The organism is Paenibacillus sp. FSL R5-0810 (assembly GCF_038002285.1).
Taxonomy (GTDB): domain Bacteria; phylum Bacillota; class Bacilli; order Paenibacillales; family Paenibacillaceae; genus Paenibacillus_AQ; species Paenibacillus_AQ lactis.
In genome coordinates, this window is the sequence record NZ_JBBOCF010000001.1 from 6,466,869 (window position 1) to 6,484,152 (window position 17,284).

Here is a 17,284-nt window from a genome sequence, read left to right on the forward strand (position 1 = left end):
GAAGCCAGTCTTCACCGGAGGAAGCGCCGGATTGCCGGATTCGAAGGAACGATGAAGAATGCATGACGGTTCGCTTGCGGACCTTGCGGTCCCTATCAAATTACAGTATCCTATTCCTAAATTCACAGGAGGTTTAGAGGCATGTCTAAAAAAATCAAATTTGATTATAGTAAAGCACTAACTTTCGTCAATCAACACGAGGTGGATTATTTCGCGGAGCCGATCCGCACCGCTCATGAGCAGCTACATAAAGGCACAGGCGCCGGCTCCGATTATTTGGGCTGGATCGACCTTCCAACGAATTATGATAAAGAAGAATTTGCGCGAATCCAGAAAGCGGCGGCTAAAATCCAGAGCGATTCCGACGTGCTGATCGTCATTGGCATCGGCGGCTCCTATCTCGGCGCCCGCGCTGCGATCGAGATGCTGTCCCATTCGTTCTATAATGAACTGCCGAAGGACAAGCGCAAGACGCCTGAAATATATTTTGCAGGCAACAACATCAGCTCCACTTATGTGAAGCATCTGCTTGATCTGATTGAGGGCAAGGACTTCTCCGTCAACGTAATCTCCAAATCGGGCACAACGACGGAGCCGGCCATCGCATTCCGGATCTTCCGTGCCGAGCTCGAGAAGAAATACGGCAAGGAGGAAGCGCGCAAGCGGATCTACGCGACAACGGACCAAGCGAAGGGCGCACTCAAGAAGCTTGCCAATGAGGAAGGCTACGAGTCCTTCGTGATCCCTGACGACGTAGGCGGACGCTACTCGGTACTGACGGCCGTGGGACTTCTTCCGATCGCAACCGCTGGCATCAACATCGAAGAGATGATGCAAGGCGCGGCTGATGCTGCGAAGGAATACAGCAGCCCGAACGTTGCCGAGAACGAAGCGTACCAGTATGCCGCTGTTCGGAACGCGTTGTATCGCAAAGGCAAGGCTATCGAGATTCTGGTTAACTACGAGCCTTCCCTGCACTTCGTATCCGAATGGTGGAAGCAGCTGTACGGCGAGAGCGAAGGCAAGGACTTCAAGGGCATTTATCCGGCATCGGTGGATTTCTCGACCGATCTGCACTCCATGGGCCAATTCATTCAGGAAGGCAGCCGCAATATCTTCGAAACCGTCATTCAGGTGGAGAACGTTTCCGAGCACATTACGATCGAATCGGATCCGGAAGATCTGGACGGCCTTAACTTCTTGACCGGAAAAACGCTGGATTTCGTCAACAAAAAAGCATTCCAGGGCACGATGCTGGCCCATACGGACGGACAAGTTCCGAACTTGATTGTGACAATTCCAGATTTCACTCCCTATTCGTTCGGATATCTGGTATACTTTTTCGAAAAGGCATGCGGTATCAGCGGCTACTTGTTGGGTGTGAACCCGTTTGACCAACCGGGCGTAGAGGCTTACAAGAAGAATATGTTCGCTCTGCTTGGCAAACCGGGATATGAGAAGGAAAAAGCCGAATTGGAAGCGAGACTTTCCGAATAAACCTGACACATCATGGAATTTTAACGCAAGACGCTGAAGAAAGCAGTTCGCCGGCATATTTTTTGTGCCGGGAACTGCTTTCTTGGTAATTTGTTCGTTCTCGGGTTCACCCGCTGAAGTTTGCATCCATATGCGGGCATTGATTGTTATGCCGCTTCGGGGAAGAGAGCCCGATAGTAAGGGGTGGTTATTCATTCATGTTGGATCGTTACAAGACGGTGCGTCAGGCAGGCTCCAAGGAAATCGTCATCAAGAAATCCCGATTCATCGGTCATGTGATGCCGGTTGAGACCGAGGAGGAAGCCATCGCATTTATTGAAGACATCAAGAAGAAGCATTGGAACGCGACGCATAACTGCTCCGCCTACATGATCGGCGAGCGGGACGAAATCCAGAAGCAGTCCGATGACGGGGAACCGAGCGGTACGGCCGGCAAGCCGATTCTGGAAGTGATCCGCAGCCAGGGGCGGAAAAATATAGCGATCGTCGTCACCCGGTATTTCGGCGGCATCATGCTGGGTGCGGGCGGACTTATTCGGGCTTATACGGACGGAGCGGTTGCCGCCATTGAGTCGGGGGATCCGATTACGAGAGTACTCCACCGGGAGGTTTTCGTGGAACTGGATTATACTTGGCTCGGGAAGGTAGAGAACGAGCTCCGCAACCGCGGTGTCCGCATGGGAGAGACGGGCTTTGCCGATACAGTGACATTGACCTGCTTGCCGCTGGACGGCGAGGCGGAGAGCTTTATCGCCTGGATGGTTGATTTGACGCAGGGGCAGTCCTTGATCACGGAGGGAGAGCGGCTTTATTTTATTGAAGGGGAATAAAATAATATGGCAAGAAGAGCAGTTGAACGCGAGTTGTCCAGGGAGCGGATATTGGAAGCAGCCAGGCATTTGTTTATAACAAAAGGCTACAGGGCCATTTCGATGCGCAGCATCGGGCAGCATCTGGGTTATAGCCACGGCTCCTTGTACTATCATTTTAAGGAAAAGGCGGAGCTATTCTACGCCATTGTCGTGAAGGATTTCAATGATCTGAATGATTTGCTGTTGGAAGTGTCGGGAAAGCCTCCCTGTGACGGAGTTTCGAAGCTGGAGCAGCTGATGCTGGAGTTCGTCCGTTTTGGTCTGGACAATCCGTACCAATACGAGATCATGTTCATGATCCGGGACGAGGAGCTGCTGTCCTACTGTCGCTCTGAGCAGGGGCGTTGTTTTGAAATGTTCGCTACGCTTGTCCGTCAATATTTGCTTGAGGAGAACTATAGCGAGGAGGAGCGGCGCACCGTTCCGCTGACTTTATTTTTGTCGCTGCATGGCTTTATATCGTATTACATTCAGGACCGGATCGGTTTTGAAGAGATCAAACCCGCCGCACTCACCCATATCAAGGTACTATGCCGAAGCTTGTACAGCCGGGTCTAGTCCCCGTTTTTGCCGTACCGTTTTCGCTTGATGCTTCAATGGATTACAACGATGTTGCGTTGAAACGTCAATCACCTGATGTAACATCAAGACAGACATCACGCTCTAGCATGATGCCTGTCTTTTTTCTGATGGCATACTCCGAAAGCTTAATTAGCCTTCCATGATCTTCACATGGTACTGCCGCTGCCGCGGTCCGTCAAATTCGCAGAAATAAATGCCCTGCCAGCGTCCGAGCAGCAGATGTCCGTTATGAATAATGACGGTCTGGGAAGGGCCGCATGTGATGGATTTCAGATGGGAAGCCGTATTCCCTTCGGCATGACGGTATTTGGGGTGCTCCCACGGATACACCTCATCCAGCGACATCAGCACATCCCGTCTCACGTCCGGATCGGCATTCTCATTAATGGCAATGCCTGCCGTCGTATGAGGGCAGTAGATCAGCGCTGTCCCTTGCTGAACCCCGCTTTGCTTCACGAAGGAAGCAACCTCCCGGGTGATATCCCTCAACTCGTCCCGTCCCTGCGTACGTAATTCCCCTGTAAACAGCAAAATAAGAACCTCCTCAACTTTTTCCATATTTATTATTATTTTACCCTATAAACTGCAAAAGATGGATTGACGATCGGATTCCGCATTTGGTAAAGTATGTTTAAGCAAAAAAACCAAGTATACAAATAGGAAATATAAAGATGAATTCTGCGTACGAGTCGACCGGAAATAAGTTCCGGAGGCGGGAGGGGTGCATTGTGACAACATGGATACGCCATAAGGGATGGACTTGGGGATTTCGGAGCACGGTACTGCTTTATTTTTTTGCCCTGATCGTGCTGCCGATTTTTGGCGTATATGTACAGTCTTTTTCTGCCGGTTGGAGCCATTTCGCCGAGAGCATCGTGGAGCCGATCGCCTGGAAGGCCGTGCTTCTAACGATCAAGCTTGGCTTGATCTCTACCTTGATCAACGTGCTTATCGGAACGATGATCGCCTGGGTGCTGACAAAATACCGCTTTCCGGGAAGAACGCTGCTCAATAGTCTGGTGGATTTGCCCTTTGCCCTTCCTACCGCGGTCGGAGGGCTTATGATATTGCTCTTACTGGGACCTGGAAGTCTGATCGGCGAGGCAGCGGAGAAGCTGGGTTTCGAGATCGTGTTTCATCAGCCGGCCATCGTGATTGCCATGCTGTTCGTCACGTTTCCGTTCGTCATTCGGGCGGTTCAGCCGTTGCTGGAGGAGCTGGATCCGCTTGAGGAAGAGGCGGCCTATACGCTGGGAGCATCCAAGACTACAACCTTTTTCAAGGTCATTCTGCCTTCTATGCTGCCCGGCATTATCAGCGGAGGGATGCTGGCATTTTCCAGAGCGCTTGCCGAGTTCGGCGCAGTCGTATTGGTAGCCGGAAATATCCCTGGACGAACCTTGATTGCCTCCGTATTCATTTTCGGAGAAATCGAGAGTGACAACCCGGCAGGGGCCGCAGCCGTATCCGTTATGCTCCTTACGCTGTCGTTCCTCATCTTATGGATCATCAATACGGTTCAGCAGAGGGGGAGACGGATGTGAGAAGGCTGTGGATCGGATTAACCTATGCCGTATTTATATTTCTCCTCATCATTCCATTGTCCCGCATCGCCATTGGGGCATTTGAGAACGGGCTTGATGGATTTGCCGAGGGGCTCTTTCGCCCGGAGGCGCTGCATGCCTTGATGATGACAGGACTTATCGTAATCGTTGTTACTATACTTAATGCTTTGTTCGGCATTATGATGGCGCTCTATTTGGTCAGGGCGAATTGGCTGAGCCATAAAATCAAAAGCATCCTGAACAGCATCGTCGATCTTCCCTACGCCGTTTCCCCGGTCATCGGCGGCCTTATGATTGTATTGCTGCTGGGTCCCGACAGCATCATCGGCGGATTTTTTGAAGGAATCGGCTTTAAGGTTGTTTATGCCTTCCCGGGCATGGTCATTGCCACCCTTTTTGTGACGTTCCCGCTGATGGTGCGCGAGGTAATGCCGGTGCTGCAGGAGATCGGACATGATCAGGAGCAGGCTGCCGCTACGCTGGGAGCTTATAGCTGGACCACGTTCCGCAAGGTGACTTGGCCCTCCATTCGCTGGGCTGTCGTATACGGCCTCGTGCTTACGGTCGCCCGTTCCCTCGGCGAATTCGGTGCTGTGCTGGTGGTGTCGGGCAATATCATGAACAAGACGCAAACGGCGACAACGCTTGTTTATCAGGATGTCGAGAATTTTAACGTGGCTGCCGCCAACGGAGTAGCTCTCGTGCTCGCGGCTTTTTCCGTGGCGCTGCTGCTGATGATGGAGTGGGCCAAGAAAAGAAAGGAAGTGCATTGACATGCATGTTGAAGTTCGCGATCTGAATAAGCATTTCGGTACGTTTCACGCGGTAAAGGATGTCAGCTTCGAAATCGAGAAGGGGCATCTGATCGGGCTTCTCGGTCCGAGCGGCGGCGGCAAAACCTCGATTCTGCGCATGCTGGCAGGGCTTGAGACCCCGGACTCGGGCCAGATTTCCTTTCACGGCCAGGTGGTCAACGACCTGCCGCCTCAGGAGCGGGGGATTGGATTCGTTTTTCAAAATTATGCATTGTTCAAGCATATGACCGTATATGACAACATCGCATTCGGCTTGAAGATTAAGAAAGAGCCGAAAGCAAGAATCAAAGACAAGGTGACGGAACTGGTGGAGCTCACCGGGCTCAAAGGATTCGAGCACAGATACCCGCATCAATTGTCAGGCGGCCAGCGCCAGCGCGTCGCCTTCGCAAGGGCACTAGCTCCGGAGCCGCAGCTGCTGCTCCTGGATGAGCCGTTCGCGGCGATCGATGCGAAGATTCGCCAGGAGCTCCGCTCCTGGCTGCGGGAGCTGATCGAGCGGGTGGGCATTACGTCCATTTTCGTTACCCATGACCAGGATGAGGCGATCGAGGTTGCGGATGAAATCATGATCATTAATCAGGGGCGGGTCGAGCAGAAGGGAACGCCTTGGGATATTTATAAGGAGCCGAAGACGCCGTTTGTTGCGTCCTTTATCGGCGAGTCCACCGTCATTGCCAGCGCCGGCGAGCTGAAGGGCTTCGATGCGGCCGTGAACAAGCACGCTACGCGCGCGCTCATTCGGCCGGAATATATCGAGCTCGGCAGCGAGCATGATTTCCCGGTGCTGTCCGCAACGGAGACAGGGATCGTTCGCCATCTGCATTTCCGCGGAAGCGAATGGCTCGTTGAGGTCGAGGTTAAGGGCCATAAATTAATCACGTATCGTTCCTTGGAGAAGGAGACGCTGCATCCGGGGCAGCAAGTCCGGGTGCTCGTACATCGGGCTTATCTGTTCAATGAGGAGCACAGCTGGATTGAAGAGAATCGACTAAAGGTCGATCCGATGCCGATCATGATCTGACCGTTCTAACTATACGGAGGGAAGTGGTATCATGCGAATCTTGAGAAATCACCCTGCCAAGTTCCTGCTGATCGGCATGGCGCTTCTCTTCGGCTTCCTGATCGCCGGATGCGCTGAGAAGGAGCCATCCCAAGAGGTAACCGTCCGGCCTGGCGAACGGACGCTTGTCCTTGGCGCATACAGTGTCGCCCGGGACGCCATGCACGAGATTATTCCGGCCTTCCAGGAGAAGTGGAAGGAGCAGACGGGTGAGACGATCCGTTTTCAGGAATCGTACGAGGCATCCGGAACCCAGGCACGCGCGATTACAGGCGGTTTCGAAGCGGATGTGACACTGCTCGCCATGGAGGGGGACGTCGACAAGCTGGTCAGGTCGGGCCTGGTGTCGAAGGAGTGGAAGAATCAAGCTTATGGCGGCATGGTGACGCGCTCGATCGTCGTGCTGGGCACAAGGGAAGGAAACCCGAAAGGGATTCGGGATTTTGACGACCTCACGAAACCGGGCGTGAAGGTTCTGTATCCGAACCCGAAGACGTCGGGAGGCGCCCAGTGGGATATCAACGCCATTTACGGCGCAGGGCTGAAGCAGTCGGAAGCGAAGGGACAACGGGATCCTGCGGCAGCGAAGGCGTTTCTTGAAGCGGTGCATCGGAACGTGGAGTCGCTCGACAAGAGCGGCAGGGCGTCCATGGCTGCCTTTGAGTACGGGGTCGGCGATGTCATTGTCACGTATGAGAACGAACTGTTGGCACGCATCGCGCAAGGGGTGCCTTATGATATCGTGGTGCCGGAACACACGATGCTGATCGAGAATCCAGCCGTTGTGGTCGAGAAGTATGCCGAGGAGCACGGGACATCCGATGTGGCTGAAGCCTTCGTTCAATACTTGTATTCACCGGATGCGCAGCGCATCTTCGTCAAGCATGGCTTCCGCCCGGTAGAGGAAACGGTTTACGCCGAGACGAAGGACCGCTTCCCGAACCCGCCGGGGCTGTTCGATATCGAATATTTGGGGGGCTGGGATACCGTCCGCGAGACGCTGTATTCCAAGCGCGGCGTCTGGTATCAGGTGCTGGCCGGCTTGTAACCTCTTATAACCAGGATGCCGCATACGGAACGAGCCGGCGGGGGAGATCCCCGACCGGCTCGTTTTCGGTGTGTCCGCGCTTTGAATGCACGCAGCATGTTATTTGACAGAGTGGCCGATGCAGCTCGGGTTGCTTGAAGCTTTGCGTTCCTCCCACTCTTCCCTCAGTACGCCCATGCGAATGGAATCATAGTAAACCCCATTATAATATCTGCATTTTCTCATGCGTCCTTCCAGGCGCATCCCGATCTTCTCTGCACAGCGCATCATCCGTGGATTTCCGGACCAGGTCGTAATGCCGACCCGGGCGATATCGAGATGACGAAACAGGCAATCCACCCACAGGGACAGCGCCTCGGTTCCATAGCCTCCGCTCCAATGCTGCGGGTCATAAATGGTAATGCCCGCTTCCAGCCACTTCGAGGGCTCATGCTCCCAGTAGAAGGTCACGAGCCCAATCGTTTGACCTTGGACTTCAATGAGCAGATCACTGGGAAAACGACCGGATTCGAAATCGGAGCTCCACTGTGTTTCAAATACCTCATAGGAGACATGCTTTAAGGGAAAGTAGGGGGCGTCGTATTGTTTCCACATCGGGTTGTCAGTACCGTATATAAGCTCGTAGAGAACAGGCGTATCCTCCGGACGACGGGTTCGAAGCGTTACTAGCTTGCCTTGAATCACGATATTTTGCATATGTAGATCATTCCTCCGCTTTTTTGAAAAGACCGCAAACCGGTGCTTGATTGCAGATCCATTGTACCTCCGCCTGGGGGGAAATACCAATTAAAATGGATAATGGCGCCATTGTATGCAACATTAGGATACATTAAAGCGTCTCTATAGGTTAGTAGCGAACTATCCATAAAAAGGAGCGTTTACCATGCGGAAATGGACGGTTATTGCCTGTGCTTGCTTGCTCATATGGCTCACTGCCTGCGGTCAGGGGGACAAGATTCAAACCGCTGGCGGGAAAAAGGAGGAGCAGCAGAAAAAAATCAAGGTGTTGTCGGAAACGGAACGGAAAAACGTATTGGCCAAGGTCGATCAAGGCATGACGCAAGCCGGGCGTGATTTTGCGCTGCGGCTGCATCAATCGCTCGCAACGGAGCTGGAACAAGAGAACTTGATTCTATCACCTTACAGCATTACCCAAGCGCTTGCGCTGGCATACAACGGCGCTGCAGGGGATACGGCGGCCGAGATGTCCGCCATGCTCGGCTGGATGGACCAGCCCCTGGCAGAGGTCAATGAAGGGAACCACCACCTATCAACGCTTCTGGAGCGCGGAAACGGCGTAGTCCTGAACGTGGCCAATTCGGTCTGGCATCAGCAAGGAGTGGCTATGAAGAAGGACTATCTGAACGCGCTTCAAGACAGTTATGGAGCAGAGGTCAAAGGGACCCATTTAGGGGAAGACATGGCTATGAATCAGATCAACGACTGGGTGAACAAGAAGACGGAAGGGATGATTCCCTCCATCTTTAGCGAGCCTCCAGGCGGCGTTGCTGTATTGATCAATGCGATCTATTTCAACGGGGGCTGGAAGGATGAATTCGATCCGGCGAATACCGTGGACGAGTCGTTTACCTTGGCCAACGGCAACAGTAAGCAAATTCCGATGATGAAGCGGGAAGGTAAATACGAATATAAGGAAGGGGAGGATTGGCAGGCCATTCGCATCCCGTATGCGGAAGGGCAGATGCATATGCTGGTCATCCTGCCGAAGGCGTCCTCTTCGCTTGCCACACTGCATCAGGAGCTGTGGGAGGATGCGTCAGCCTGGGAGGAAGGCTTCTCCTACGAAACGGTTAAGCTGAGCCTGCCGCGATTTAAGGCGGAACAGTCCTTTGAGCTGCCGAAAACGCTGCAAGGGCTCGGCATGGTCAAGGCATTCGATCCGCTTGAAGCGGATTTTACCGCCATGGCCGAAGGAGGAGACGGCTTCTACATCGACGAAGTGAAGCATAAAGCGGTCGTTGACGTCAGCGAAACCGGGACGAAAGCCGCTGCCGTTACCTCGGTTGGGGTTGTAGCGAGCGCGGAGCCTCCTTCCGAGCCAATCGAGATGGACGTCAACCGCCCGTTTTTCTTTGCGATCGAAGATCGGGACACGGGTTCATGGGTATTCATTGGGTCTGTATTTGATCCCCGGGCATAATATACAATAACGATTCAGACCCTCCCATTATTTTTACCCAAAAATAGGCAACTTTGTTATAATGATCGAATAAGACTAAAATGTATAACAAAGGGAGACTCGGATTGCCTATGTCCATGCCGAAACCGAAATTATTCATCGGCTCCTCCAGAGAGTCCATCAAGTATGCCCGAGCGATCCACGAACAGCTCAAACGGACGGCACAGGTGACACCCTGGTATGGCGGTACGTTCGGGGCGAACATGTATACGATGGAGGCTTTGGAGAAGCAGCTTGCGTCCAGTGACTTTGGTGTGTTCGTATTTGCTCCAGACGATGTGGCGTTGATTCGAGGCAAGCATGTCTTTGTAACCCGCGACAATACACTGTTTGAAATGGGCCTGTTCTGGGGAAGGCTCGGAAGGCGAAGGGTGTTCTGCATCATTCCCGATCACGTGGAGCCGGATGAGGAGTCCGTGCAGGACGTGACGGTTAAGGAATATCATCTGCTCTCCGATCTGCAGGGCATTACGCTGCTGGAATACGAGCTGCGAAGCGACAACGATTATAAATCGGCGGTGGATGTCGCATGCGGGCATATTATGCATGCAATCGAAGCGGAAGGAGCTTATATCAGCCCGAACGACGTGATTGAGCAGAAGGAATTGGAGCTTAGGCGCAAGCAGAGCGTGCTGCATTTTTTCTGGGAATATAACCGGAATGTGCATGTAACGGATGAAGCCGAGAAGTATCATGCGCTGAGTGAAGCCGTACGCAATTCCCTGCTGCCGCCCGGCAAAGGCGATTACCGGGTAACGGGGGCAGCCTTCTGGGCCCGAAAAGGAGATGAGGGAATCGGGCATATTGGGGGTAATGTAGGAAGAGGGAGATTTTTCCCGTTTGGTGAGAATCGTTCCCCGAGCAACCAGTCGATTTATGTGATGGATGTCTATAATAGTGGAAAATGGGCATTTTATCACGAAGAGGAAGTTGCGCAGGTGTATGTGTTCTGCTATCCTTTAGGGGAGAATCATGTGCTGTCGGTGCATTTTACAGGACATGACGTTCTTTCGGAGGACGAACTCGCGGAGATTGTGGAACAGAACCGTGAGCTGCTTCGTACCATCAGGCATTTAGTTGGAGGGGATTCGCCATGAGCAGGAATGAGAGGAAAAAAACAACTTCATCAAGTCAGCCGCAAGAGTCCGCCAATGGGAGCTGGGTGGTTCGGGGACCGGTGCCGATGCTGAGTACGCTGAAATCGCGTAATCGAAAGGTAAGGCGCCAGAGCAAGAATAGCGTGTATGTCGGCCCTTCGGTTGAAGGTGTAGATAAGAAATATGTCAAGGTTATCAGCGGAGCCGTTGATGATAATAAGCCCTCATTTGCTTAGATCATAAGGTTGCTAAATGGATTGCTAAGGCTTGATAAGAATAAAAGACAGGAGACCGCTTGGCATGGGCCGGGGCGGTTTTTTGTTCATTTGAAGGGCTGCTTTCGCGTGCTTTTGGGCAAGGGAGGTTTGGAGCGACGCGATCCGAACCCGGGAACGGGATCCGCGGGACAAGCGTTCACCAAGAAACCAGGAACTCCTAGTTAGATAGATGCGGTTAGAACGGAGGAGATGCAGATGGAGGATCGGCTTACTTTTTTAGGCACGGGGGATGCGATGGGAGTCCCTCGGGTGTATTGTGATTGCCAGGTCTGTAGGGAGGCACGAGAGACGGGGATGAATCGCCGGCTTCGTTCCTCGGTGCTGGTGGAGGGCGGCGGAGAGGAATTCATCATCGATTGCGGACCGGATTGGCGCTTCATGATGGAGCGCCTCGGCAAGCGAAAGGTGAGGGACATGCTAATTACCCATGCCCATTTCGACCATATCGGCGGACTTCCGGAATGGAGCGATGCGTGCCGGTGGCTTGGGGAGAAAGGGCGGCTATACGCGCCGGCCGAGGTGGTGGAGCAGATTGTCCGGCAATACCCGTGGCTGCCGCGGCAGATGGAGATGATCGCTGTGGATGATGGAGTGACGTTATGCGGCTGGGCCATAACCTGCTGGAAAGTAAACCATGGCAAGAACGGCTTCAGTTACGCGTACCGATTCCGCAAGGGCGATTATCATTGGGTATACAACTCCGATTCCATTAACCTGAGCGCCGGGGAAAAGGAACCCCTGCACGGCCTCGATCTGCTTGTGCTGGGGACCAGCTTCGTGCATGAAACGGCACCTTTTGAGACGCGCTCCGTCTATGACATGAGGGAAGCCGCGGAGCTGCTGTCCGAGGTAAAGCCGCGCCAGACGATCTATACCCATATGTCCCATGACGTGGACCTCCGGAAGGCCCTCCCGCTGCCCGAAGGGGTTCGCGTGGCGAAGGCGGGCATGACGGTGGGCTTGCACAAGTAAAGGGTAGGAGCGCACAAATCCGTTGGGCTTCACCCCTATACAGATCGAAACCAGATGGCCGTGCCCGGATGTTGTCCGTGCGCGGCTATTTCTTGTTTAGGTGATTCGAAGGGAGAGGGGCAGGATCGGGCATCGAAGCAGCGGAGGGAACGAATCGATACACGGTATACCAACCACTATACAACATTGATGCAAGTGAGAAGATGGGTAGCTTGTGCCCCTTTCGATTCCGTGCTTTTATATTTTGGAACCTTATCAAAGAGCTTTAAGGTTGAATTTTAAGGTTTGCAAGAGCCTCGTGTTTCTGGTACAGTAGGTTCTCAATCGGAAGAGGGAGGGAAGCCGCATGCCTTTTTACAAGCCGAAGGAAATTGCCGATGAACTCGGGATCAGCACAAGCGCGTTAAGACATTATGAATCCTGGGGCGTCGTGCCTGCACCGGAACGGAGCGCGAACGGGTACCGTTTATATACGCAAGTGCATCTCGCTTATTTCCGCTGCCTTCGGGCCATGTTTCCCGGATTCGGATACGCAGTTACCTACGAGGTGCTTCGTCATGTACAAAATGGAGAGCTGGACGCAGCGTTATGGCTCGTGAATGCGGAGCAAGTCAAGCTTATGCAGGAGAAGAAAACCGCCGACGAAACGCTGGCCATGCTGGAAAATCCGGAGCTGCCCATTGAGAATCAGAAGAAGCTGAAGCCGGTCATGACTATCGGCGAGGTGGCCGAGGCAACGCATGTGGAACCCTCAGCCATCCGTCATTGGGAGAAAGAGGGGGTGCTGACACCCGATCGGAATCCCGAGAACGGATACCGGCTGTATACGCCGAGGCATGTTCGTCAAGTTCTGCTGATCCGATCGCTGCGAACGACCGTATTTTTTCTCGATAAAATCAAAGAGATTGTCCAGGTGGTGGAGAACCAGAGCATCGACCATGCCAGAAAGCTGCTGAAGCAAGCGCTGGCCGGCATTCATCAGCGGAATCGTCGGCAGTATATCGGGATTCAGAAATTGATGGAGCTGTGCATTGAGGTGGGGCTCATGGGGGCGGACGAGTCCGCGGAGCACAAGCCGATTCATACATTTGATCCGGAGCGGGACCGTTAGCTGAAGTCGGAGGGGGAGAGGAATTCGCTTGATACAGGTTCGTGAACATAGAACAAGCCCCCGTCAGAGACGGAGGCTTGTTGCAGCATTATATACATTAGCTCGGGTTGAGGATAAAGGTATCAATGACGTGCTTGACGCCGTCCTCGTTATTGCTCTTCGTCACAAAATCGGCGATTGCTTTCAGCGGCTCAATGGCATTGCCCATCGCAACGCCAAGTCCTGCCGCTTCGAGCATTTCATGGTCATTCCAGGAGTCCCCGATCGCGATGGTTTCTTTCAGATCGCAGCCGAAATGATTGGCCAGGAACGTAAGCGCATGGCCTTTCGTCCCCTCTTTATGCATGAACTCCAGAAAATGCGGCTTCGATTTCGTAATATGCACGTCTTCGCCCAGCAGCTCGCGGAAGATAGGAATGAGCTCGTCCAACACGTCCGGATCATCGATAATAAGCATTTTCGGGGTTGGCTGCTTCACCATCTTCATAAAGTCCGGCTCTATATAATAAGGGGTCCGGTTCAGTGCGCAGTAGTCGATCAGCTTTTGGTTTTCCTCACGGGCATAGAGCTTGTCGTCGATATAGGTCTGCAGATGAAGATTGTGCTCCACGCAGTATTCATAGAGCTTAACGGCGGCATCGATCGGGAAATAGCGCTCGTACAGCACCTTTTCGTCCAGCAGGTTTTTGATGAGGGCACCTTGATAGGTAATGATCGGAACGTTAAGTCCGGTTTGTCTGGCTATCGCTTGGGCTGATGCATAGGCACGCCCCGTAGCGAGCGTGACAACCACGCCCTTCGAAACGGCCTCTTCCAGTGCTTGCTGGACCCCGGGCGTAACCTCCTTGTCATCATTGATCAGCGTGTCGTCGATATCGATGGCCATCAGTTTGTAGGTTGTCATGGTCTTCTCTCCTTTGGTCGGTCTCTGGTCTCTATCTGTATCTGCCTTCTATTGTACCTCTAAACGGCCTCCGATTGTACCTTTGGCGGCACGGATTTCAATTCCGCAACCACCATCCCGGCCAAAATGCATACACAGCCGATACCGCCGATGAATGTAAGCCGCTCGCCCGCGAACAAAATGCCGGTCAGCGCGGCAAAAACAGGCTCTGTCGCGAAAATGATCGCGACCCTGGACGGCGTCGTATACTTCTGGCATACCGTCTGGATCCAGAAGGCAAAAGCGCTTGTGGGCCCGATCGATACGGCCAGTGCCCACAGCACATGGGGCCGGGTCAGCTGCTCAAAGAGGGCAGCGGGATCCGAAACAGGCTCCGTCAAGGCAGAAGCGGCGAGGCTAAGCAGTCCGACGACCGCCATTTGCAGCGCCGCGAGCGGCAGGGCAGGGTAGCGTCCGGCATAGATCCCCGTATAACCGATATGCAGCGCAAAACCGATTGCGCATACAAAGATGAGGAGGTCACCGCGGTTCAGGCTCATGCCCGATCCGGAGAAGGTCAACAAGTACAGCCCTGCCGCTGCAAGCAGCGCGCTGAACCAGGTATACTTGGAAATCGAATGCCGAAGCAGAGCAAAGGACAGGAAGGGCACCAGCACAACGGATAGTCCGGTGATGAACCCCGCGTTCGAGGTCGTTGTGTACAGCAATCCCGCGGTTTGAAAGGCATAGCCTATGAATAAAAAAAGGCCCAGCACGCACGAGTGCAGGAGCATTTTAAGGGTCATTTCCTTCCATTGGCTCCGATAGAAGACGGTAATGATGATGGCCAGCAGCAAGGCGGCGCCGAGAAAACGGACGCTGTTGAAAGCCATGGGCGGAAGCACGCGTACCGCATGCTGAACGATGAGAAACGTACATCCCCACATCATGGCGACCAGAAGGAGGCTGAGATCGGCAGCGCGAGATCGGTTCACGATGGTGTCATCCTTTCAAATTCGTATGTAAATGTTATCTAGCATAATGAAAAGCCCGGATGCGACCGGAGCGGGCTAGTCGTTAAAGCTGCTGCACCCCAAGCGCTCGGGATCAGACGTCATTTCTTGGCTGGGTCTGGCATCGCAGTGCAGGCAAGTGATCAAATTGTATCCCAAAATGAAGAATCGGACAACCGTTTCAAGGGGTCCTCAGATGGAAGGTCTGGACAAAAAGAGGATGATTTTGCTATACTATTAAACCGAACGTATATTCGCTTTCGGGTGATTGTGAAGCGGGTATACAGCGCTATTATAGGACTCCAAGACACATGGAAGAGCTGAGAAAGGAAGAATTGCATCATGATGGGAAGAGCACATTTAATTATCAGCACAGGGGTCACGTTATCGGTTATGGGCATGAGCGGGGTTCAGGTGACGCTGCCCGCCGCCGCGGTGGCCTTAGTCAGCTCGCTGCTTCCCGATATTGACGAGCCGAATTCCCTGCTGGTTCGCAAGGCCATTCCTGCCGAAATACTGCGCCTGCTGCAGCTGGCCATGATCGGGGCGGCTCTATTCGTATTGTTCTATGGCCGCGACTATGCGCCCTGGAATTTCGCCTTGGCCGGACTAATCGGGGTTGTATCCTTTCTGCCAAGCAGGACGCTTCGGCATGTCGTCATGTTTCTGATCGGGCTTGGCCTTATCGCCTTCGGACAAGGCTTCAGTCCATGGAACCTGATTGCAGGCAGCGTACTGATCTTGGCCTCGCTTGTCACCCATCGCGGGTTCACGCACACGATTTACGCCGCTTGCGGCTGGTGCGCGCTCCTGTATTTTGCCTCACAGGGCAAGGAGGGAGCGGAAAGCCTGTGGTTTGCCGGGGGCTTGTCGTATTCCATCCATTTGCTCTCCGATGCCTTGACGAATCGAGGCATTCGGCCGCTGCCGCCGCTGAAGTGGCGAATCAAGCTGAAGATCATGAGCACGGGGAGCCGCTGGGGCCGCACGGTGGAGAATATTTGCATTCTGCTGACGCTGGTGCTGTTGTGGTACGTGTTCATGGCATCGGGCTAATCCCGTTCGGAGGAAGCCTTAAGGAACAACCTCGGTCCGTTAGATGTATGCGGATAAAACAGACAAAGAGAAGACCCGCCCACAGCAGCGAGCGATTGCGCTTTCGCTGAAGGGCGGGTCTGTTTGTGCTGCTTGGGGAGGATGCTATTCCTCGAGGAAGATGAGTCCTACCAGATCGTCCATTTCGAGGTTGCCGAAATAGTGCTTGACGTCAACGCCGGACAAGGCGGCGCGAACGGTTTGCTCCTCGTATTTTTTGCCGCGGAGGAGGTTTTCGATATCGGCGACATCCCCTACACCGAAGAAATCCCCGTAAATTTTAATTTCTCCGATATGCCCCTCCCGGATATCCATCCGGATATCGATAATGCCGACCGGAAATTTCTTGGCATGCTTCACGTTGCTCTCCGGCGACAGGCCGTAGTTCCAATCCCAATTCTGATAACGCTCTTTGGAGATTTGGTTGATGATCTCCCAATCCTTGTCCTGCAGCACATACTGCGGCACCTGATCCGGCTCCATGCCAAAAATGGAACGCAGCAGCTCTGCGCGGAACTCCTCGATCGTCATGTCGGTGCCGAGCAGCTCTTTGATGTTGGCTACGCGGCTGCGCACCGATTTCGTGCTCTTGGATTTGAATTTTTCCGGATTTGCGTTCAAGGAGGCCTGTACATCATCCAGGTTCAAATCGAACATGAGCGTTCCGTGGCTGAACATGCGCCCGCGGGTGGAGAATTGGGCATTGCCCGATATTTTCTTCTCGCCGACCTGAAGGTCATTGCGGCCGCTTAATTCTGCAGGCACGCCCATTTTTCGCAAAAAGTCGATAACAGGCTGCGTGAACTTCAGGAAATTGTGGAAGGATTGGCCGTCATCCTTCGTAATAAAGCTGAAATTGAGGTTGCCGAGGTCATGATACACCGCGCCTCCGCCGGACAGTCGGCGAACGACCTGGATGTTGTTGTTGCGGACGTACTCCTGATTGATTTCCTCAATCGTATTCTGATGCTTCCCGATAATGATGGAAGGCTTATTAATGTAAAAGAGAAGGTAGCTCTCGTCCATGGACAAGTGCTTCAAGGCGTATTCTTCAATCGCCAGATTGATGGCGGGATCGTGGATTCCCTGATTATCGATAAACAGCATAACATCCTCCGTCGTTACATGTATTTAGATTGGCATTGCTTCTTATTCACTTATTGTAAACCAATTGCAGTGCGAAAGACAAAGCA

18 protein-coding genes are annotated in these 17,284 nt (G+C 53.2%); 13 read left to right on the forward strand and 5 right to left on the reverse strand.

What is annotated here, in order from left to right; genetic code table 11:
* The first annotated feature begins 141 nt into the window (after nt 1-141).
* From MKX76_RS28985 to MKX76_RS28995, 3 genes are all read left to right on the forward strand, one after another.
* The gene (locus MKX76_RS28985) at nt 142-1,497 is read left to right on the forward strand and encodes a glucose-6-phosphate isomerase (protein ID WP_077567930.1); all 1,356 of its coding nucleotides are present in this window, start codon (nt 142-144) and stop codon (nt 1,495-1,497) included.
* Between the two features lie 197 nt (nt 1,498-1,694).
* The gene (locus MKX76_RS28990) at nt 1,695-2,327 is read left to right on the forward strand and encodes a YigZ family protein (RefSeq protein WP_251535541.1); all 633 of its coding nucleotides are present in this window, start codon (nt 1,695-1,697) and stop codon (nt 2,325-2,327) included.
* 6 nt (nt 2,328-2,333) lie between these two features.
* On the forward strand, nt 2,334-2,927 hold the full coding sequence (locus MKX76_RS28995) for a TetR/AcrR family transcriptional regulator (protein ID WP_007127183.1): 594 nt from the start codon (nt 2,334-2,336) through the stop codon (nt 2,925-2,927).
* A gap of 153 nt (nt 2,928-3,080) precedes the next feature.
* Here the strand turns inward: MKX76_RS28995 and MKX76_RS29000 are convergent, their stop codons facing one another.
* Nucleotides 3,081-3,482, reverse strand: a complete 402-nt coding sequence (locus tag MKX76_RS29000) for a secondary thiamine-phosphate synthase enzyme YjbQ (protein ID WP_028403717.1) — start codon at nt 3,480-3,482, stop codon at nt 3,081-3,083.
* A 197-nt stretch (nt 3,483-3,679) separates the two neighbouring features.
* On the opposite strand from MKX76_RS29000, the gene cysT reads away from it, so the two are divergent.
* From cysT to MKX76_RS29020, 4 genes are read left to right on the forward strand one after another with little or no spacing between them, the layout of a single operon-like run.
* The gene (gene cysT, locus MKX76_RS29005) at nt 3,680-4,495 is read left to right on the forward strand and encodes a sulfate ABC transporter permease subunit CysT (RefSeq protein WP_040737777.1); all 816 of its coding nucleotides are present in this window, start codon (nt 3,680-3,682) and stop codon (nt 4,493-4,495) included.
* Entirely contained in the window at nt 4,492-5,289 is a 798-nt protein-coding gene (locus MKX76_RS29010) for a sulfate ABC transporter permease subunit (RefSeq protein ID WP_007127186.1), read from the forward strand. Before cysT ends, MKX76_RS29010 begins: the two co-directional genes overlap by 4 nt.
* 1 nt (nt 5,290) lies before the next feature.
* Nucleotides 5,291-6,355, forward strand: a complete 1,065-nt coding sequence (locus tag MKX76_RS29015) for a sulfate/molybdate ABC transporter ATP-binding protein (RefSeq protein ID WP_007127187.1) — start codon at nt 5,291-5,293, stop codon at nt 6,353-6,355.
* 31 nt (nt 6,356-6,386) lie between these two features.
* Nucleotides 6,387-7,442, forward strand: a complete 1,056-nt coding sequence (locus MKX76_RS29020) for a sulfate ABC transporter substrate-binding protein (protein WP_341034986.1) — start codon at nt 6,387-6,389, stop codon at nt 7,440-7,442.
* Between the two features lie 99 nt (nt 7,443-7,541).
* On the opposite strand, the gene MKX76_RS29025 is transcribed toward MKX76_RS29020, so the two are convergent.
* Nucleotides 7,542-8,138, reverse strand: coding sequence for a GNAT family N-acetyltransferase (locus MKX76_RS29025; protein ID WP_007127189.1), 597 nt, complete (start codon nt 8,136-8,138; stop codon nt 7,542-7,544).
* Nucleotides 8,139-8,325: 187 nt separating this feature from the next.
* Here MKX76_RS29025 and MKX76_RS29030 point away from each other — a divergent pair, with 187 nt between their 5' ends.
* The 5 genes from MKX76_RS29030 (at nt 8,326) to MKX76_RS29050 (ending at nt 13,100) form a co-directional block, all read left to right on the forward strand.
* Complete coding sequence (locus MKX76_RS29030; RefSeq protein ID WP_341034987.1) at nt 8,326-9,603, forward strand: serpin family protein; 1,278 nt, start codon at nt 8,326-8,328, stop codon at nt 9,601-9,603.
* A 110-nt stretch (nt 9,604-9,713) separates the two neighbouring features.
* Nucleotides 9,714-10,739, forward strand: coding sequence for a TIR domain-containing protein (locus MKX76_RS29035; protein ID WP_028403723.1), 1,026 nt, complete (start codon nt 9,714-9,716; stop codon nt 10,737-10,739).
* Nucleotides 10,736-10,975: a hypothetical protein gene (locus tag MKX76_RS29040; RefSeq protein ID WP_007127192.1), complete on the forward strand. Its 240-nt coding sequence runs from the start codon at nt 10,736-10,738 to the stop codon at nt 10,973-10,975. Before MKX76_RS29035 ends, MKX76_RS29040 begins: the two co-directional genes overlap by 4 nt.
* 237 nt (nt 10,976-11,212) lie before the next feature.
* Nucleotides 11,213-11,989: an MBL fold metallo-hydrolase gene (locus tag MKX76_RS29045; protein WP_341034988.1), complete on the forward strand. Its 777-nt coding sequence runs from the start codon at nt 11,213-11,215 to the stop codon at nt 11,987-11,989.
* 346 nt (nt 11,990-12,335) lie between these two features.
* Nucleotides 12,336-13,100 carry a TioE family transcriptional regulator gene (locus MKX76_RS29050; RefSeq protein WP_341034989.1) on the forward strand — a complete coding sequence of 255 codons (765 nt, stop codon included), beginning with the start codon at nt 12,336-12,338 and terminating at the stop codon, nt 13,098-13,100.
* Nucleotides 13,101-13,197: 97 nt separating this feature from the next.
* Here the strand turns inward: MKX76_RS29050 and MKX76_RS29055 are convergent, their stop codons facing one another.
* The gene (locus tag MKX76_RS29055) at nt 13,198-14,004 is read right to left on the reverse strand and encodes a Cof-type HAD-IIB family hydrolase (RefSeq protein ID WP_007127195.1); all 807 of its coding nucleotides are present in this window, start codon (nt 14,002-14,004) and stop codon (nt 13,198-13,200) included.
* A 59-nt stretch (nt 14,005-14,063) separates the two neighbouring features.
* A complete protein-coding gene (locus MKX76_RS29060) occupies nt 14,064-14,978 on the reverse strand; it encodes a DMT family transporter (protein ID WP_028403724.1) in 915 nt (304 codons plus the stop codon).
* A 360-nt stretch (nt 14,979-15,338) separates the two neighbouring features.
* On the opposite strand from MKX76_RS29060, the gene MKX76_RS29065 reads away from it, so the two are divergent.
* Nucleotides 15,339-16,052, forward strand: a complete 714-nt coding sequence (locus MKX76_RS29065; RefSeq protein WP_341034990.1) for a metal-dependent hydrolase — start codon at nt 15,339-15,341, stop codon at nt 16,050-16,052.
* 144 nt (nt 16,053-16,196) lie between these two features.
* On the opposite strand, the gene MKX76_RS29070 is transcribed toward MKX76_RS29065, so the two are convergent.
* Complete coding sequence (locus MKX76_RS29070) at nt 16,197-17,198, reverse strand: lipoate--protein ligase (RefSeq protein WP_144870359.1); 1,002 nt, start codon at nt 17,196-17,198, stop codon at nt 16,197-16,199.
* Nucleotides 17,199-17,284: the final 86 nt, after the last annotated feature.